We start from the raw sequence: 15,666 nt of genomic DNA, 5'->3' as shown, positions 1-15,666 counted from the left end.
ACATTAGTGCCCTTCGGCAGCCAGCGAACGTGTCAAAGAGATGATGCTGCGCCGGACCTGCTGGCTTTCCAGTCGTGACCAAGCTTCGATCAGATCGATGCCGTCTTTGCTCGAAACAAACTCACTGACCACACTGTCCTGCTTACCCTCGCGCGCCTGGTCCTCGCCCATCAGCGCCGCCATCGTGGTCTTGAGGACAGTAGCGATCTCGGACAGCCGCGCCGCCGCGACACGGTTGACGCCTTTCTCGTACTTCTGGATTTGCTGGAAGGTGATGCCCAGCGCCTCGCCCAGCTCAGCCTGGCTGATGTGCAGCTCCAGCCGCCGCGAGCGGATACGCATTCCGGTTTCCCGGTCCTGATCGTTCACCGCACGCGGCGATGTCTTTTGTCTACGGCGCATATTTGCGCTCCTTAATTCCCTTGCCCAGGTAATCCTGCGCGGGCCTGCGGGCCTGCGCTGTTTTTCGTGCGTTCCTTCCCCTTTTTGGTCTCGGGCAATTCTCCTTCCTCGTTGCCGCGCTCTCAGGGATCATCCCTCATGCGGTTGCGGCTTGCTCCACTTGGTGCAGCTGCCTGGCGCGCTTCTTCCGAGCGGGCGGCTTTGTCTTGAGCTTCTCCTTCTTCGCAGCCTTTTTCGTGGGCGGCTGCGTCTCCGTTGGCTTCAGCCTGACCTCGCCACGGTAAATCTCGATCTGACTGTGCGTCTTGAGATAGTGCAGCTTCAATTTGATCTGCGTCGGCGTCAGTCCGGTGTCGCGCACCAGGGCCGAGATCGACACCCATCTGTCGAGCGCCAGATACTCGACCAATTTGATGCTGCGTGACGACGGCTTCACCACTGGGGCTTCGGGCTGCGGCTTCGGAACGTGAGTTGTCAGCACCTCGCGCATGCCCGCCGCGATCTTGGTGAGGCGGAGGACCAGCTCGGTCAGGTCAGCGACTTCGCCGCGCAGTGCCTTCATCTGGTCCGGTATCGGGACGACGGCGTCGGGCTGGGGCAACTCCAGCGCCTTCGTCAGCGGCTTCGGTTTCTGCGGCCTTTCGTTCTGGGCCTTCAGCGTCACGTTGTCGGCGCGCAGCAACTTGCGAACCTCGGCGCGGGTGTTCATGCGGGCCCGCCAGTCGCTGGCGGTCTTGGCGACGAAGACGCGGCGGACCTCCTTTTCCGGCACCACCTGCCAAGCGATCTCGATGTGCCCTCCGTTGGTGTCTCGGGATTGTCCCTTCACCCCATGCAGCTTCAGTTCGTTGAGCGCGATCTCGGTCAGTTCATTGCTGTAAGCCATTCCCTCAACCTATCCCTTGCCGTCCGGCTCGATGGTCGCCGACGCTCGACCACCGAGCGCCTTCGCGATTTCCTTGAATGAGTGGGTGCGGCCCACAGAGACGCCGCTGGCAATCTCGCGCCATTGGCCAGCCGAGTCGAACGGCGGCGCGAAGACAGCGAGAGCTTCCTTCGAATTGAAGCGGATCAGCGCGGCGATGCCCTTCTCGGCGCGGCGGATCAGCCAGCGGCGCAGGGCGGGATCGCGATGGGCATCGCAGTGAGCGGGATCGACCCATATCTGGACGACCTGAATGTTCTGGCCTTCGCCGGTCGCGTCATCGCGCACCGTGACGAAGTCGGGCATCAAATCGAGCACGTAGTGCGATCTATCGGGTCGCGATAGATCGTCGGCATCATCATTGACCAGCCAACGGCAATTCCAGAGACCGCACTCAGGCGGCATCTTCACAGTGTGATAGACGGCGCAGCCCTTGTGGAATTTCTGAAAGCGACAACGTTCGCCAGCCGCCTTCTGCAAAGGTGGCACAGGCAAAAGCTTGCAGCACAACGAGCAGTCACCGCAGCGTCTCATCGGTGCCCGTATCCATCTTGCACATTTTAACCGCGCGGCTTTTGCCGCTGCTTTGCATCGGTTTCCCGATGGAACGATGATTAGGATGATGATTGTGGCGAAATGAATCTTGCCGCACATCTTTTCAGCACAGCCGCAGTTGAAATGCGAGTTGAGCGATTGGTCAGTTGCCGTCCGAGTTGACTATGGTCAACCCGAACGACAACCTTTAGGACAGATGGACCGGCGAGGAAGACTTGCACATGCCCGACTACCGCTACGCGCGGCCGTATCGGGTCCACCTTGCCGACACTGCCCGCCCTTCATCATCCGAAGGGCGGGCCTTTTTCATCGAGACGCGAGAGTCGTCAACCTGGACAATTTGGCCATGCGACAATTGTAGGCACCGGTCCCATGCAATGCGTCGCCGTATAAAGATCTCATAAATGAACGCAGTGCGTGGCGTTAAGGGATCGTAACTTGCAGGCTGGGACTGCTGCGCTAAACGCTCGGTGCTTTCAGGAAAAATAGGCAATGCACGGCGGCGTCCCCTTCGGCCTGTGGCACCACCAGGCTGCGATCGTCTACAACATGGTACTCACCATCTGCGCGGTCTTGCACACCGAGTGGGGGCGCGGAAAGCACGCCGCAGCGGTGGCCGACATAATACTTGTGATGATGGCGATCAGGGTCAACGACGGCGCTGGGCTCCCTCCGATCTCGATCAGCGCCATTGCGAAGCGGCTCGGCATGTCGCGAACCAGCGTGCGACGCGCGATCAACGAAATCATCGAGCACAACGGCGCAATCTGCAAATGCAGTGACGGCTACTGCGGCGATCCGAACTATGTGACGCACCGGCCCGACGCCGACGACTACCTCCCTGAAATTCAGGACGCGATTAAAAACGCCGCTGTTGAGCTGGCGGCGCTTCAAGCGGCGAGGCCCGCTGGACCGGATGAGAAAGTGGCGCGAGGGCCGAAGCTCGTTAGCGAAGCGCTGGCCGCAAGAGACCCCGATTTTGCAGAACAAGCGAACCGATTTCGCGACAAAGCAGATGAAGCCGACCAGTTGGCCATGCACACGAAGTCTGCTTCTCGGCGTGAGGCTCTGAGGGGGATTGCGGAAAGCTACCGCACCACGGCGGAACAACTGGACCGGCTAGCGAAATCGCTGTCAGGAACGTCATGCATCGCAAAATGCTAACCGCTGCGAGCGTGCGGCTGTGACAGTCAAACGGGAAACGAAATCCGAGAAGGCTCAATGGAAAAAATCGGCAATGAGCAGTTCAGGCATGACCTGCGGGCGCTAACCGCCAAATACATCACGTCGTCGAGTTCCTTCCGGGATTATTGCGGCGTTACCGAGGGACTGGTGGACGAAGAGCGCCGCCTATCCAAGGAGACCGAAAAGTTTTCGGATCACGAGGTCAACTCCTCGCTATAAGGAGGGCATCATCACCGAAATCCTCTCGCAGGTTCGCGCCCCCAATTACACGGCAGGCATCGTCCTGTTCGATGACGTGGTCGTCGAGACGGCGCCCATCTTCCGCTACATGCCGCGGTGAACTGCGCGGCATCAAGCTCGATCATCCCGATACGCGGAAGTACATAAAGGAGTTCGCGAGGCCATCTTTACGGATACCGGGCGACCGATGAGTTAATGGGTCTTTTCCGATATGCGTCCTCCGTTAAGTCCGCTCCTCGAAGTACATGGTCTCATCCGGATCATCGTCGTCCTTAGTCTCGGCGTTTTCCGGCAGGAGACGAATACCTGCCGGTCTTCCTCCCTCGTGAAACCAAAGGTCCACAATTCTGGTATCGTCGCTGTGTGGGCGTGGCCGAGCTTCCCTTACCTTGAAAGTTGTCGGCAAATTGACGGATGTTCCAAACACCAGAGCGTGCTGCTTAGGTAACGAGGGGAGACGTTTGAGCAGCGCATCGGAAATGAATGGAGTCATTTGCCGTATCTGAGAGAGGTCATCAGGGTTCTGAATTCGGTGTACGACAAAATTGGAGCACTGACTAAGGACAGTCTTTGAAAGCTCGCTTGGACGTTGCGATGCGAGTAGGACGAACATACCATATTTGCGGCCCTCTTTGGCAATGCGTTCAAATCCCTTTGTAGCGTCTAACGCATAGCGTGATGGCGTTGCGCCGATATAGCGATGAGCTTCCTCCAAAAGCAGATGGACAGGAAACCGATTCCTTGGATCGGCTCGTCGTAATAGCTTGAAAAGCATGCGGGCCGTCACGGAGCTTACAAGCTCAACCACCTCATCTTCGACATCGTTCATGTCTAAAATAATAATCTGGTTCTTTTTCGTCACGGTTGCGCCTGCACCCGTAAGCCCGAGAAGATCGGATACGAATTGAGCGGCGGACGGCGCTGTAGCGATTTCCCCATTGCTGTGCCGAAGAAAAGCGTACTCCTCTCTGTCCTTTAGCGACTTTAACCGGGTGACTAAGGATGAGCAGTAGTCACGAATTTGGCGGTTCCCGTGCGCCTCCTCGTACAAAATTGCGAAATCTAGGCACTCTTCTAGATCGTCGAAAGCGAACGGTGTGTGGTTGTAGGACGGCAAATGCACGTCTTCGCGAATTCTTACGCGGACCTTTTCTAGAAATTCTTCCTGACTGTTTGGACCAGCGAAATTGCCATACTGAAGGTTGGGATTAAACCGGTTGAGGAGAACCATATTTAGGTTATTCGTCGGATATTTCTGAAGCAGGGAAACGACCCGCTGAAACTTCGCAACCGGAGAATCTCCGTCGGCTCCTCGGAAGCATTCGACGATGCAGGTCGCAATGAAGTGCTCCTTGACCTCCAGGACCTCGGGCGAGTTATCGCGGAAAAGGCTAGTTAGACCAAGGGCCATTCTCAGAACCGGCAGCTGCGTTTTTTCGCTGGCCTGAAGCAGAAGCTCCCATTCTGCCATTTCGAGAAACCAGTGGGGAAGTCGGAAACCCGCGGTAGTACCGTCTAATACGACACGCTGTATTCCGATCCGGTCGACCTTTGCCAGCGGCTCGAAGGCAGGCCGATATTCGCCGTTAACATCAAAAACGACGAAGGTAGCGCCCCGGGCGTGATGTTCGTCCGGCTTTTCAAATAGCGACTGAAGGATCGATGCAACGGTGCAAGATTTGCCACTGCCGGTGTTCCCGAGTATCGCAACATGCCCACCGAAGAATTCGTCAACGCGAACTTTGACTTCGTAATCCTCGAAAATCACGGACTTGCCGATCGAAAGGACCCGATATCGATTTGCATCGGCAGGGATGCAAGCTGCGCCGTTCAATCCCACTGAGGGCTCAATAGGAGATTGCGTTTCAAAAATGTAGTCGAGTTCGTGATCAAGCGCGTAAAGCGCATCAGCATAGAGCGACGGAAAGACGGACACTCCGAAGCGAAAAAGTCCCCCTCGTGCTGGGAGCATCCCAACAGGAACCACGTCCAAGAATTTCGATGAACCTGCGCGGTCAAAATCCCGCCGCTCGTCCGGTCGGCCAGTGTCTCGTTCGCGCAGACCAACGACCTCGGCGACCACATATTCGGACTGGGCAGGAATCATGAGAAAGGACCCGAGCCGCGCGACATAGTGGACGTCGTCAAATCCGACGAAAGTAAAGTTGTCCGTGCCAGCATGCATCTCGACAACAAAGCGATCGGCGGCGACAGACACCACCTTTCCAATCGCTCGCTTGCCATCATCGTTGCTCATTCGTCCCAATCCCTTGATCGTGGTGCCATCTCGATCATTACTTTGCGAACCGCCTCATCAATGCGGTCACTGGGACGTTGAGGCATGAAGGATTCGACTATGGTGTCAAAGTAGTGCGCACGTGAGCCGTCTGTTGGTCCATCACCGCCAATGATCCAAATTCTGGGGTCTCGAAGGAGACGAAGCTTGGTAATCTCTCCCTCGGTCTCCGGGTCTGCAAAAACGATTAGCCGGAATGTCGGAATCGTGAGAGCTTGGTAGATAATGTTGTTTATGTGCTCATCGCCGAATGCGTAGCCGGCCGTTATCAAAACATTCTGTTCACGCACGATGCGTGACTGGAATTCTCGAAAGAGATCGGCATAAGGCGAGGCAAGAGACGCATTCTGCTTGGCCGGTGTGGGATATATCAGCATCCGCTTGGGATCATTTTGCGGCCAGACTTCACGGATCGGAAATAGTCCATGGCTGTCTTCCGTCCAAGTCACAGAACCGTGGAGCTTGCAGAGGTAGACAAAAGCATCGACCGCAGCCCACTTGCGATTTCCGACGTCTAATTGCTCAGCGAGCGCATATCGAAAGCTCGCGGGGTTAAACCGACGTTCAACTACGCCAGAGAAGCCATTGGCGTAGGGAATGCCCAGGCGGTCCATAGCAAGTTCATTAAAAACATCATAGTTCGTCGTGAAGACCCACGGTCTTGGCAGGGATCGGTCGCGCAGGACAAGCTTCTTGTAGAAGCGCTCGTAGAGATCACGAACTTCTGTGTCGCCTTTATTGAAGGCACCATCGGTCAGCCGGCTCCATAAGAAGGCTTGCACCTTTTCGATGATGCTATTGATCAGATCAAGTTGCGGCCACCGAGAAGCATCGTGCCGCTTACGCAGGACGAAACGTTGGCTAAAGAGAACCTCCATGAGGCGCTCAAGATTGCGATTGTATCCACTCTCAAGGTCGATCCCGAGGGCGGTCAAGCAGTCGTATTCAGCGTTAGTCAGTCGCCAAGGCAGGAGAGATGTCTCGGATTGTGACTCTGCCTCATTGACGAGGTTTGGCCTAAGCGCAACCTCGGCCCCGTCCTCGCCCCTAACGTAATGGGCTTGGGCGTTGCTTATTGTTTCGGTGTCCAGTTGAAGATCTTCATCTGGCTCTGGCATAGCCAAACCGGGCATTACCGCTGCCAATGTCGCTGCGCAAAACTCTTTCGCCAACGGAGCCATCGTGGGGATGCCGACATCGGTGCCGTCCCTCATCAGGGATGAACATCCCGCTCCAAGGAGGAAAGCGATGTTCTTGGCATTCAATGCCTCAGAGATGGCCTGGCGAGCGGTATCGATGCCCTTTTCCCAGTCCATCTCGGCGGCTTCTGCATCGCCATTTCGTAAGAATTTGAAAGTCCTGACGTTTCCCTCAATCATTCCGTTCATTTGTTGCCGCCCTAACCCCTCGGTTCCAGCATCGCCGAATCCATGGCGCAAAGTACAGCCCTAGATTGCTGGGGATAGCACCTACTTCGCGGTTCTCCTCTTAAAAGAAGCGCCGCGGGATACGGTGCCATGCTATGGCGGTGGGGTGAGAGGTATAGGTCCGCGCCGTAGCGGCGGGCCTCTATGCTGCCAACGTGGCGCAAGTTCGGGGTTGGTCATCCACCGATAATGAAGTTGGCGAAAGCTCCGGAAGTAGAGGTCCGCGTTGTGCTGTGTTCGGATATGGTCGATCAGTTTGGCCGTGTCGCGCATCGCATCTAAAACGAAGCCCTTCCAATAGACGTAACAGATGCGTTCTTCAAAAGTGCTGTTCTCGATACCTACCGCCATCAACTCAAGAACGTTTAGATAGCTTCGTACGTGGTGATACTCATCGGTTTTGCAGAATGCGTTTAAGTCGTTGACGTTTCGCAGCACATCTACTGCGCTTCTGTACTTGTCGTAAGCGATCAACAGTTTCTCGTCCATCTCTGTTTTGAGGAAGAAGTCGATCGCCGCGCGCCGACGGGCAATTGCTTTCTGGGTCAGCAACGACCACGTCGCGACACCAAGTGCGCTGAGCGCAATGATCACGGTCCCAAGTGGAGCGATCTTTGCGAGTTCTTCCAGCGTCAAGGCTACCTCCATCTATACAGCCGCGCGGTCTTCCTTGTCCGGCCCGCGCATTACAATCTTAAGCGCATTATCCGCGAGCGGCCGCTGCAAAGCCTTCGCCTCATCCCACGGAGCCCGCATCCAAACGTCCCGTTCTTCGTCGGTCGTCAGGATCACCGGCATGGCCTTGGGATGGATCGGTCCGACCACGGCGTTCGGCGCGGTGGTCAGGAAGCCATAGACCAGATGCGGTCCCGGGATCGGCTTCGACTTGGTGCCCCGGTCACCTTTGAACTCGGCCCAGATGCCCGCGAAGGCGAATAGCGGACGATCCTCATTCAGCGCGAACCAGACGACGTCCTTTTTCTTCGTCTCCGGGTTCGGCTCGGGTGCGTATTCAGCAAAGCTGTTCGCTGGGACCAAGCACCGGTTCTCGGGCTTGAGCCAGCTGCGCCAGTGCGGCGATGACGTGTTGCGGATGTTGGTGACCGGCGGCCCGCCTGTGCGCGGTGGCGGCGGCATGCCCCACCGCATCAGCACCATCTCGCCCTCGGCTGCGTTGCGCACAACCGGCGCCGGATAGTCCGGAAACACGCCCGGCATCGGCGGCAGGTTACCGACGTAGCGGTTGACCACACGGAATAACGCGCGGATCGCCTCTTGGTTGGTCGTGACCGAATACAAGTTGCACATGCAGTCAGGTCTATCACAGATGAGCATTCGCGGCGCGCATGATGCCAATCTTTGCAAACATGGTCGGGCCGCCGCCATCGGCGGACGACCAGCTTCAATGGGAGCGGAGAGCGGTGTACTTCATTCGGCCGCCATTGGCTGTTTGTCGGGGTTACCGTGTGACAATTCACCAAAAACCTCGGCCGTCAGCGCGGCCTCCATAGCAATGGTTTTGGCCGCAGCAGCGTCGAGGACACGGGCGCTGGCTTCGATGCGTTGGGCCTGCTCGGCGAAGTCGGTTTGGAGCGGGATGGGAGGCACCCAGACGGGCAATTGACCGAGTTGGGTCTTGTTGATCGACGCTATGCCTGTCGTCCGCTTCGCGACCCGCAAGAAATAGCCCCGCGCGGCCTCGCTCTGCATGAATGCCCGAGCGTAATCGGGAATGACTGCCTTTCCCATCCGCACGCGGAAGACATGGTTCTGGTGCAGGCAAAGATCGACTTCACCGCGCCACATGGCGCACCGCCCGAGCTTATCGATGTCGCCCCCCTCGGTCATCAGGAGATCGCCGATCTCCAACCGGCACCGCTTCCGATCATCCTCGGTGGCATCTATCAGCTTGATTTCAGAGAGATCGAGACGGTCGGCCTGAACGTTGGCGACGCGAAGGTAAGGTGTGGGCACAATCGGCGTACCGTTCAATTTCTTCCCCTTGGTCAGCCCCGAACCGATGTCCGCCAATTCGGCCAAGATTTGGACAGGCCATCCCTTCGGATTGGTGGCAGGGTCGCCGAAGGTGTCTAGGAAGAGTGCGGGGATGATGCTGCGGGCTTTGGCGCGTGCGGCCTCAGCGCGGCGCTTGATTTCCGCCGCCTGGTCCAGCAGCGCCAGGGTCCGCCGCTGTTCTTCGAGCGGCGGGAGGGGCAGCAGAAAAGACTTCAGTTCCTCACTGTTTATGTTGGCCTGACCGATCGCCCCTCTTGCGGTCGCGAATAGGCGATGTTTCATGGCGGCCGAATTCATGAAGCGCCAAACCCATCTTGGAAACACGACGTCACGAGCGACGCGAACCCGGATGAAGTAGGACGCTGCCGCCGCAGGGAAGCGGCCATCCCAGAGGCCGGTCTTGCCAACCAGCTCCTTGCTATTTGTTCGATTGAAGAGAATGTCGCCTTCCTCGATACCGAACTTCGCCAGCTCGGCATCCGTCAACGAGGCGTATTTCAGGTCGCTCAGATCAAGCGTGCCGTCATAACGGACATTGCCCATCCGAAGAACTGGAATGCCCTCGGCCCGGTCCGAGCATTTAACACTGGTCCCGTAGGCAGCCTCGACGATCAGCTTCCCGAGCATTACTTGCGGCCAAGCACTCACGCCGCTTCCCCCCGCAACTCCGCCGCAAGGGCCTGGATGTCACCGAGGATGGTTTCGACGTCCTCCTGCAATTCCTCCAGCAACTCGCGCGGATCGCGATGCTCGGCCGCTTGGCGGCTCTCGGGTCGGTGACGCGAAGCCGAGAGGTTCCAATCCTCGTGCTCGATTGTCGCGGCTTCGGCGAACCACCAATTTTCCATCCAGGGTTTGGCTGCATCGCGCGCTTGCCATGTGCCCCAATTTTCCTTCCGGTTCCTAAAAGCGGTGATCAGGCGGGGCAGGTCGTCAGCCTCGATGGGCTGGTCATGGTTGGCATCGAGCTTGAAACCGTCATTGCTGGCGTGGAGGAACATCACCCGTTCCGTCCGCCCGCCAGCCGTGAACACCAGCACCGAAGTCTTGACCCCGGAGTAAGGTTGAAACACGCCGCCGGGCAAGGACAGCACCGCCTCAACGCGATTGTTCTGCATGAGTGTGCGGCGAAGTTCTTTGTGTGCACCTGTCGAGCCAAATAGCACCCCTTCGGGGACAACGACGCCACACCGACCATCCGGCTTCAGATTGTCAATCATGTATTTGACAAACAGAAGCTCGGTTGCGGTGGTGGTGCCGATCTTCACGTCATCGACAATGCGGTCGCGGTCGATCCGGCCGGAGAAGGGCGGGTTGGCGAGGATTACGTCATAGCCGTCCAGCGGCAGACCCTTCTCAGCTTTGGCTTGACGGTCGAAGCTCGTGGTCAGCACGTTGCGCTTGAGGATACGCACGTCCGGCAGTCCACGAAGCGCCAAGTTCATGCTGGCGAGACTGACCATCTTGGGATCGACATCGTTTCCGTAGAAGGTCTCGGTCTGGAGCTTGCGCCATTGCGCCGCGCTCAGCTTATCGCCGAGGCCGCGCTCGAACTTCTTGCCCTCCAGTTCTGCCACCTCGCGCCCGTTGGCGGAGGAATTGGCGAGGCGGATATGCTCATAGGCGGCAACGAGGAAACCGGCGGTGCCAGCGGCGGGGTCATAGACCGTCTCGCCGATTTTCGGATCGACCAGATCAACGATGGCGCGAATGATATGGCGGGGCGTACGGAATTGGCCAAGCTCACCTGCCTGTTTGATCTGGCGCAGCACATGCTCGAACAGGTCGCCCTTAGTGTCGGGATCGGCCTGCTCCAGCCGCAGCTCGTTCACAAGCGTCACGACTTGGGTGAGTACCGTTGGCTCGTCAATGGCAAGGCGCGCCTGCGCCATGAAGCTCATGCCGAATTGATCGCCGATAGTAGCGAAGAAGGGAAAAACCTCGTCGCGCACGAAGGTAACAAGCTGATCGCCCGACATGGCATTGGCCCAGGAGGACCAGCGCATGCGGTCGCGCGGGAATGTCTCGACGCCCTTGGCCGGGGCGTTCAGGGGATTGCGGATCGTCCAGTTTCCGGCGAACAGCGATGTATAATCGCGCTTAGTCGCCTTCGCCTGACGAATGTTGGCCGCGTCGAGCCCTTCGATCATATAGAAGAAGAACAGGAAGCTGAGTTGCTCCGCGTTGGACAGCGGGTCGGGATAGCCGCCGCCGTATAGATAATCGCGGACTTGATCGACCTTGCGGCGCATGTCAGGCGTAAATGGCATTCGGCATTAGCCTTCATCTTCTGGAGACTGGGTAGGATTGTTCGGGAAAGCAGATTGGGACGCATCGCCGAATACAGCTTCGTTCATGCTGGTCAAGACGCGCTCCAGCTCCGCTTCATTGCCGAACACAGCGCGCGCACGCTCGAAACCGCCGTTCAGGGAAAGTGGCGGACTGTCGAAGCGCCAGCTCTCAAACAGCGTAAGCTGCGCTGCGTTCACCTTGATTTGCTCTTTGACGAGATGCAGCACGCGAAGCTGATCTGAATTGAATGTACGGCTGCTCAGCCAAGTCTCGAACGCGGCGCCGTAAGCCTCCGCTCGAGCCTCGTCGACGTCCATGAACGCATGACCGGCTTCGTCTACTGTCACCCATTCCCGAGTGGTCGGATCGATTTCATCGTGCACATCGAGCGTTAGCATGCGGCGCGGTGTACTTTTCGATCTGGCGGCTGGGCGTACAATAACAACACCACCTTCGCCAGGGGCTTCGTCGTCGCCATGGCGCAGTGTGACGCCCGAAAAATCCCACATCGTAAATCGGCTCTTGCCAGGCGAAACACGCGTTCCTCGCCCGCGCATCTGCTGGTACAGAATCGAACTATGTGTGAACCGGGCCATCACGAGGTTGCGGACTTCTGGGCAGTCAAAGCCCGTGTCCAACATATTCACGCTAACCAAAATCTGCGGAAACTCCTCCTTCTTGAAGCGCTTGATTTTTGACGGGCCATCCACGCTATCGTCCGGCCCCAAACCGGAGACCACGAAATCGGCATAACGCATGCTCGGAGTTGGCTTCTTGTCGGCGAATTCCTGATCGAACATTCGTGCCAACGTTTCCGCGTGGCGCTTGGTCACTGCAAACACAATCGTCTTGCCCCAGTCTGGCGCGCGGCGAACTCCATTAGGGCCGGTATATCCGTTTTCGAGAACTTGGCGAAACTCCCGCACCATAGCGCGGTTACGTTCCGGAATGGTGAAACGGCGCTCTAGCGCGGTCGGATCGACGATGATCGGGTCGCGCTCCGCGAAAAGCCCCTCAAGCTCCGTGCGGGAAGTCGGATCGAGCGCTTCCCAATCGATTTCATTTCTCGAGACAGGGAATCCGTCTGTGGCCGCCGTACGGGTCGTCATTGCGCGGTAAATTTCGTAGGGAACTAAATGACCGTCAGCGATCGCCTCGGACATCCCATAGCTGTAAGTTGGACGGCTAAGTTCGAAAAACCTCAGGCTATCACGGATGGCTGCGCGATCATCCTCATCAAGGTCTGGTGCATCTTGCATAACGCACGGTGTTGCGGTCAGACCTATCTTGATACCGTCGAAATGGTCGAGCGCGCGTCGCCATTGACCGTAGATACTGCGATGGCATTCATCGATGATGATCAGATCAAAATAGCCTGAGGAATAATTCTCATATTCGTTCACAAGCGTCTGCAACGTGACGATTGTTACCCGCTTCTCGTCTTGAAACCTGCGGCCCGTGCGTGGGACGCGGTAGCAGGGGAGATGCGGCAAGTGCTCGGCGAATGCGTCCTCAGCTTGGATCGCCAGTGCATTCCGATCAACGACGAACAGAGCTCGCGTAACCCAATTGGCCTCGAACAGCCGTTTTAGTAGTGCCGCCGCTGTGCGGGTCTTGCCAGTACCGGTCGCCATCTCAACAAGCATTTTCCGGCGACCATTGAAGATTTCTCGCGAGAGAGTTTCGATACAGGCGCTCTGATGCAAGCGTCCGTCGCTTCCTGCGATCCGTGTATCGATCGGAATGTCGAGTGGGTTGCGTCGGATAAGTCGCGCGGCCTGGCGCCGGATAATGTCATCTTGGCTGAACAGGGTTTCGACCTGCCGGAAATGGGCGTCATGATCCTTGTCGCAGAACCAGATTTCCTCGCCGTTGGAGAGAAATATGAAGGGTACGCCGAGTTGGTCGGCATACCGTCGTCCTTGTGTCTCGCCGGCGCTAAGAGTTACGCTCGTACTTTTTGCCTCAAGGACCGCTAGCGCCCGCCCTTGTCGATCGAACAGAGCATAGTCAGCCTTCCCGCCGTCACTGAGCGGATACTCGTAGCGCACGCTAAGGCCATCGGTGAGATGCCAGTCGGCATCCCTAAGAAGCTGGTCGATCTTGACCCGCGCGAAAGCTTCATTGGTCACCTGATTGCGCCCCCCGCGATGCCCCCCGGGGGCAGTTCCCACCACCATGCACGCTCTTATGTCAGTTTCAACCTCAACGATTGTCCAAAACTGACCGTGGTGCCGCCTCTGCTCGGCCGTCCAGTTTAGCTGGATGGGTCCTCCTACAGGCTTTGGTCTTTCCTGCCGCCGCCGATGCTGTGGGGCTTGTTCAAAAAGAACTGCCGGTTACCCAGCGCCGCCTCGGCATACTGGTCGATCGCGACGATAATCGCTTGGACGTGTTGATAGCACCAACCCTCGCGGGCGGCCCTGTTCCTGACTTCGGCCAAGGCTTTTATCCACGGCGAATGGTCATCCGTGTCGTCGAACCATTGGGGACGCTCGTTCACCATGACCGTCCACCCAACACCCGGCCCTTGACCGGCGGCTGCTCTTTCTTGAGCCGATCCCGTTCGGCGCACAGTTCGCCGATCTTGTTGAGCATCCGCTCCAAGAGCGCCTCGGCCGATGCCGTCGAAATTCAGCGTGTTGGAACTGTCGGATTTCGGCCCGCTGACGAGGCACTTGGGTTCGCATCCGTTCGATCTCGCGCCGCACAAAATCAACCTGCATGACGTTCCCGCTCCGCCAGGGCTTTCTCGATCTGCCGGAGAACGGCGATCACCGCTCGGCCGTGCTGCTCTAGGAGGCGCAGGCGGTGCCAAAGCCGGATGATTTCTCGTTCTCGGTCAGCGTCCATCGAGTGTCACTCACGCCGATTGCACCGTGAACGAAATGAGAACATTTGGCAAGCCGCTACTGATTGGGGTGGTCTCGCGCGGACGCCACTAGTGAATTTCCCGCTACGGCAGGTAAATCACGAATCCAATTGCACGTCCGAATCGCCCACCGCTTGACACCGCATGAAGCTCACCACCGAACGCCCCTTCGCCGATCCGGAAATCGCAGCCCGCAAGCTCGTCGAGATCGCTGCTGACATTGAGCCCGTCCAGGATGGCCGCATCCACATCGAGAAAATCAATGCGCCGTTCCTCTTCACCCTGAAGGCCAGCGGCGAGGAGTTCGGCGCCGGTATCAAGCGCGCCATCGAGCGCGGCTGGCTCGAACTTCACGAGAGCGGGACCTATGTGCGGCTGATCGACCGAAAGCCAGGGTGACGCGGCCCTTTTACGGCTCAATTTCCTCCGGCGGCAGCTTCGATAGCAGTTGCGGCCAATTGCGTTCAACGATGCCGCGAACTTCGGGATCAATGGCCTCGATCCTATCGAAGCCCTCGATCTGCTGCCGGATCATGACCAGCTCATCCGGCTCAAGCGGGCGTCCATGTAGGAACTCGATCGGCATAGCCGATCTCAACGGCAGCCCTGGCCCATCGGTTCCAGGCTCGTAAAATCCTCCGAAACTCCATATCTTGCCATCATGCGTATGGCGTACGAGCTCTGTCTGGCCATCGCCGGCAAGCAGGTCCCATCGGGCCCGGACTGGATTCACGAGGTGAAGCACGACGGCTACCGGATGCTGGTCATCCGGGAGGACAAGCGCGTGCGCTTGCTATCGCGCAACGGCAGCGACTGGAGTCAGCGCTATCCCTGGATTGTAGAAGCCGCTCTTAAGAACAAGCAGAAGCGTTTCGCGATCGACGGCGAGGCGGTCGTACTCGGGTTGGATGGCATCTCCGATTTCAACGCGCTGCACTCTCGGAAGCATGACCACGACGTGCAACTGTACGCCTTCGATCTGCTGGCAATGGGCGGCGATGACTTGCGCGAGCTGCCTCTGCATTTGCGCAAGACGAACTTGGAACGGCTGTTGGCACGGCGGCCGGACGGCATCACCGTTGCGCCCTTTGAGCGGGGCGAGATTGGGCCAGACCTGTTTCGCGCGGCCTGCCGCATGGGCCTTGAGGGACTTGTCTCGAAGCATCGCGATCGGCCGTACCGCGGCGGCCGACAAAAGTTCTGGATCAAGGTCAAGAACCGCAGCCATCCTGCAATGGAGCGCGAGCTGTGACACGCGGCCGCGCAGGATCAAGCCTCCGCGCACTTCGCAGTGCGCTTGGGGCCGTCCCACAACTCAACGGCATGTTCGTCGACCAACTGCGCGGCGCGTTTCTTCGCCACGTCCACCTTGCGCAATAAAGTTCAATAAACTGGATGGCATTGCCCCACTCATCCGTGTAAATCTCAAAACGCATAGCCAAAAATAATAGACCCC

16 protein-coding genes are annotated in these 15,666 nt (G+C 57.9%); 4 read left to right on the top strand and 12 right to left on the bottom strand.

Features of this window, described 5'->3' with window-relative positions:
- Positions 1 to 3: 3 nt before the first annotated feature.
- The 3 genes from ACNJYB_RS04560 to ACNJYB_RS04550 form a co-directional block, all read right to left on the bottom strand.
- Positions 4 to 342, bottom strand: a complete 339-nt coding sequence (locus tag ACNJYB_RS04560) for a helix-turn-helix domain-containing protein (protein ID WP_439372897.1) — start codon at positions 340 to 342, stop codon at positions 4 to 6.
- A gap of 196 nt (positions 343 to 538) precedes the next feature.
- Entirely contained in the window at positions 539 to 1,288 is a 750-nt protein-coding gene (locus ACNJYB_RS04555) for a hypothetical protein (RefSeq protein WP_439372896.1), read from the bottom strand.
- Between the two features lie 9 nt (positions 1,289 to 1,297).
- Positions 1,298 to 1,633, bottom strand: coding sequence for a hypothetical protein (locus ACNJYB_RS04550; protein ID WP_439372895.1), 336 nt, complete (start codon positions 1,631 to 1,633; stop codon positions 1,298 to 1,300).
- 741 nt (positions 1,634 to 2,374) lie between these two features.
- On the opposite strand from ACNJYB_RS04550, the gene ACNJYB_RS04545 reads away from it, so the two are divergent.
- The gene (locus ACNJYB_RS04545) at positions 2,375 to 3,046 is read left to right on the top strand and encodes a helix-turn-helix domain-containing protein (RefSeq protein WP_439372894.1); all 672 of its coding nucleotides are present in this window, start codon (positions 2,375 to 2,377) and stop codon (positions 3,044 to 3,046) included.
- Positions 3,047 to 3,103: 57 nt separating this feature from the next.
- Complete coding sequence (locus tag ACNJYB_RS04540; RefSeq protein ID WP_439372893.1) at positions 3,104 to 3,286, top strand: hypothetical protein; 183 nt, start codon at positions 3,104 to 3,106, stop codon at positions 3,284 to 3,286.
- Between the two features lie 244 nt (positions 3,287 to 3,530).
- Here ACNJYB_RS04540 and ACNJYB_RS04535 read toward each other — a convergent pair whose 3' ends face one another.
- From ACNJYB_RS04535 to ACNJYB_RS04500, 8 genes are all read right to left on the bottom strand, one after another.
- Complete coding sequence (locus ACNJYB_RS04535) at positions 3,531 to 5,564, bottom strand: ATP-binding protein (RefSeq protein WP_439372892.1); 2,034 nt, start codon at positions 5,562 to 5,564, stop codon at positions 3,531 to 3,533.
- Positions 5,561 to 6,991 carry an SIR2 family protein gene (locus tag ACNJYB_RS04530; RefSeq protein ID WP_439372891.1) on the bottom strand — a complete coding sequence of 477 codons (1,431 nt, stop codon included), beginning with the start codon at positions 6,989 to 6,991 and terminating at the stop codon, positions 5,561 to 5,563. The genes ACNJYB_RS04535 and ACNJYB_RS04530 overlap by 4 nt, the downstream gene beginning before the upstream one ends.
- Before the next feature lie 132 nt (positions 6,992 to 7,123).
- A complete protein-coding gene (locus ACNJYB_RS04525) occupies positions 7,124 to 7,666 on the bottom strand; it encodes a DUF4760 domain-containing protein (RefSeq protein WP_439372890.1) in 543 nt (180 codons plus the stop codon).
- Between the two features lie 12 nt (positions 7,667 to 7,678).
- The gene (locus ACNJYB_RS04520; protein ID WP_439375463.1) at positions 7,679 to 8,338 is read right to left on the bottom strand and encodes an SOS response-associated peptidase; all 660 of its coding nucleotides are present in this window, start codon (positions 8,336 to 8,338) and stop codon (positions 7,679 to 7,681) included.
- Between the two features lie 120 nt (positions 8,339 to 8,458).
- Positions 8,459 to 9,673 carry a restriction endonuclease subunit S gene (locus ACNJYB_RS04515; RefSeq protein ID WP_439372889.1) on the bottom strand — a complete coding sequence of 405 codons (1,215 nt, stop codon included), beginning with the start codon at positions 9,671 to 9,673 and terminating at the stop codon, positions 8,459 to 8,461.
- 17 nt (positions 9,674 to 9,690) lie between these two features.
- Entirely contained in the window at positions 9,691 to 11,316 is a 1,626-nt protein-coding gene (locus ACNJYB_RS04510) for an HsdM family class I SAM-dependent methyltransferase (RefSeq protein ID WP_439372888.1), read from the bottom strand.
- A gap of 6 nt (positions 11,317 to 11,322) precedes the next feature.
- The gene (locus ACNJYB_RS04505) at positions 11,323 to 13,470 is read right to left on the bottom strand and encodes a DEAD/DEAH box helicase family protein (protein WP_439372887.1); all 2,148 of its coding nucleotides are present in this window, start codon (positions 13,468 to 13,470) and stop codon (positions 11,323 to 11,325) included.
- 143 nt (positions 13,471 to 13,613) lie between these two features.
- Positions 13,614 to 13,844 (bottom strand): hypothetical protein, encoded by a 231-nt coding sequence (locus tag ACNJYB_RS04500; protein WP_439372886.1) that lies wholly within the window; start codon positions 13,842 to 13,844, stop codon positions 13,614 to 13,616.
- Positions 13,845 to 14,354: 510 nt separating this feature from the next.
- On the opposite strand from ACNJYB_RS04500, the gene ACNJYB_RS04495 reads away from it, so the two are divergent.
- Positions 14,355 to 14,609, top strand: a complete 255-nt coding sequence (locus ACNJYB_RS04495) for a hypothetical protein (protein WP_439372885.1) — start codon at positions 14,355 to 14,357, stop codon at positions 14,607 to 14,609.
- A 10-nt stretch (positions 14,610 to 14,619) separates the two neighbouring features.
- Here the strand turns inward: ACNJYB_RS04495 and ACNJYB_RS04490 are convergent, their stop codons facing one another.
- A complete protein-coding gene (locus tag ACNJYB_RS04490) occupies positions 14,620 to 14,796 on the bottom strand; it encodes a hypothetical protein (protein ID WP_439372884.1) in 177 nt (58 codons plus the stop codon).
- A gap of 81 nt (positions 14,797 to 14,877) precedes the next feature.
- On the opposite strand from ACNJYB_RS04490, the gene ACNJYB_RS04485 reads away from it, so the two are divergent.
- Positions 14,878 to 15,462, top strand: coding sequence for an ATP-dependent DNA ligase (locus tag ACNJYB_RS04485; protein WP_439372883.1), 585 nt, complete (start codon positions 14,878 to 14,880; stop codon positions 15,460 to 15,462).
- Positions 15,463 to 15,666: the final 204 nt, after the last annotated feature.

The organism is Bradyrhizobium sp. SMVTL-02, from assembly GCF_051853005.1.
Lineage (GTDB): Bacteria > Pseudomonadota > Alphaproteobacteria > Rhizobiales > Xanthobacteraceae > Bradyrhizobium.
Note: the sequence above shows the minus strand (reverse complement) of the source record. Positions and strands in the feature narration are given on the sequence as shown.

What these genes read in the sequence shown, in the direction of transcription:
- ACNJYB_RS04500 (WP_439372886.1), bottom strand. Translation starts at nt 13,844, where the DNA reads ATGGTGAACGAGCGTCCCCAATGGTTCGACGACACGGATGACCATTCG.
- ACNJYB_RS04550 (WP_439372895.1), bottom strand. Translation starts at nt 1,633, where the DNA reads ATGCCCGACTTCGTCACGGTGCGCGATGACGCGACCGGCGAAGGCCAG.
- ACNJYB_RS04560 (WP_439372897.1), bottom strand. Translation starts at nt 342, where the DNA reads ATGCGTATCCGCTCGCGGCGGCTGGAGCTGCACATCAGCCAGGCTGAG.
- ACNJYB_RS04530 (WP_439372891.1), bottom strand. Translation starts at nt 6,991, where the DNA reads ATGAACGGAATGATTGAGGGAAACGTCAGGACTTTCAAATTCTTACGA.
- ACNJYB_RS04540 (WP_439372893.1), top strand. Translation starts at nt 3,104, where the DNA reads ATGGAAAAAATCGGCAATGAGCAGTTCAGGCATGACCTGCGGGCGCTA.
- ACNJYB_RS04490 (WP_439372884.1), bottom strand. Translation starts at nt 14,796, where the DNA reads ATGCCGATCGAGTTCCTACATGGACGCCCGCTTGAGCCGGATGAGCTG.
- ACNJYB_RS04535 (WP_439372892.1), bottom strand. Translation starts at nt 5,564, where the DNA reads ATGAGCAACGATGATGGCAAGCGAGCGATTGGAAAGGTGGTGTCTGTC.
- ACNJYB_RS04495 (WP_439372885.1), top strand. Translation starts at nt 14,355, where the DNA reads ATGAAGCTCACCACCGAACGCCCCTTCGCCGATCCGGAAATCGCAGCC.
- ACNJYB_RS04545 (WP_439372894.1), top strand. Translation starts at nt 2,375, where the DNA reads ATGCACGGCGGCGTCCCCTTCGGCCTGTGGCACCACCAGGCTGCGATC.
- ACNJYB_RS04520 (WP_439375463.1), bottom strand. Translation starts at nt 8,338, where the DNA reads ATGTGCAACTTGTATTCGGTCACGACCAACCAAGAGGCGATCCGCGCG.
- ACNJYB_RS04515 (WP_439372889.1), bottom strand. Translation starts at nt 9,673, where the DNA reads ATGCTCGGGAAGCTGATCGTCGAGGCTGCCTACGGGACCAGTGTTAAA.
- ACNJYB_RS04555 (WP_439372896.1), bottom strand. Translation starts at nt 1,288, where the DNA reads ATGGCTTACAGCAATGAACTGACCGAGATCGCGCTCAACGAACTGAAG.
- ACNJYB_RS04485 (WP_439372883.1), top strand. Translation starts at nt 14,878, where the DNA reads ATGGCGTACGAGCTCTGTCTGGCCATCGCCGGCAAGCAGGTCCCATCG.
- ACNJYB_RS04510 (WP_439372888.1), bottom strand. Translation starts at nt 11,316, where the DNA reads ATGCCATTTACGCCTGACATGCGCCGCAAGGTCGATCAAGTCCGCGAT.